The 1,232-nt window shown below is 45.5% G+C and carries 1 protein-coding gene and 1 pseudogene; both read left to right on the top strand.

The window, feature by feature from the left end; genetic code table 11:
• Positions 1 to 919, top strand: a 919-nt coding sequence (gene tolA, locus R7P69_RS24820; protein WP_318121768.1) for a cell envelope integrity protein TolA, incomplete at its 5' end; no start/stop codon positions are given.
• 10 nt (positions 920 to 929) lie between these two features.
• Positions 930 to 1,232 (top strand): annotated as a pseudogene (locus tag R7P69_RS24815) (Tol-Pal system protein TolB); the annotation flags it as partial.

The raw sequence follows: 1,232 nt of genomic DNA, 5'->3' as shown, positions 1-1,232 counted from the left end.
GATAGACCCTAAACTGGTGCAACAACAAGCGAAAGAAATTCGTCAGCAGCGTGAAAAAGCGGCAAAAAAAGAGCAAGATCGTCTTGATAAATTAAGACGTGAGGCGGAGCAGCTTGAGAAAAACCGTAAGGCTGAAGAAGAGCAAATTCGTAAGTTGAAAGAACAGCAAGCGAAAGATGCAAAAGCGGCCAGAGAAGCTGAAGCGGCTCGCAAGCAAAAAGAGCAGGAACGCAAAGCAGAAGAAGAACGAGTTCGCCAAGAAAAAGAGCGTGCAGCTAAACTTGAGAAAGAGCGTAAAGCGAAAGAAGAAGCTGTACGTAAAGCAGAGCAGGAACGTTTAGCCAAAGAAGCGGCGATTGCCAAAGCGGAACAAGAGCGAGTAGTTCGCGAGAAGGCGGCAAAAGAAGCGGAAGAAAAGGCAAAACGTGAACGCGAGGCGGCTCAAAAAGCTGAACAAGAACGCATTGCGAAAGAAAAAGCGGCAAAAGAAGCTGCGGAAAAAGCGCGTAAAGAAAAAGAGCGCCTTAAGCGTTTAGAACGTGAGCGCAAAGAGCAAGAAGCTGCACTGGATGATATTTTTGCTGGCCTAGAAAGTGAAGCGAGTGCAAACCAACAGGCTCAGGGGAAATTTGTGGCTGATGAGGTTTCCCGCTACAGTTCAATCTATATTCAGCTTATTCAAAGCCGATTGCTAAAGGATGACTACCTATTGGGAAAGGAGTGTAGAGTTAACATTAAGCTGATTCCTACGGGAACTGACATGATTGTTTCGTCAGTTAACGTGCTTTCTGGTGACTCTAGGGTATGTGCTGCTGCAAAGAGTGCAATTGCACAAGTACCAAGTTTCCCGATGTCAACCGATTCAACAGTTAACCAAAGGCTGAAGGATATTAACCTTACGGTCGCACTACAACAATAAGGGATAAGCCGTGATTAAACGTCTTTTACTAGGAATGTTTGTACTGCTAGGCAGTCTAACGAATGTAGCGCACGCTGCATTGGAGCTGGTCATTACTGATGGTATTGATTCGGCACGACCAATTGCTGTTGTTCCTTTTAAATGGGAGGGCAGTCAACCACTTCCTACCGACATTTCTGCTGTCATTGCGTCTGATCTACAGCGCAGTGGTAAGTTCAGCCCAGTACCAACGAATAAAATGCCACAAACGCCATTCAATGAATCAGAAGTTAACTTTGATTCGTGGACAAGCCTTGGTGTAGATGCGTTGTTA

The sequence above is a fragment of the Vibrio sp. 661 genome (assembly GCF_033339315.1).
GTDB lineage: Bacteria > Pseudomonadota > Gammaproteobacteria > Enterobacterales > Vibrionaceae > Vibrio > Vibrio alginolyticus.
The sequence above is the reverse complement of the archived record's forward strand: the minus strand, read 5'-3'. Positions and strand labels throughout refer to the sequence as shown.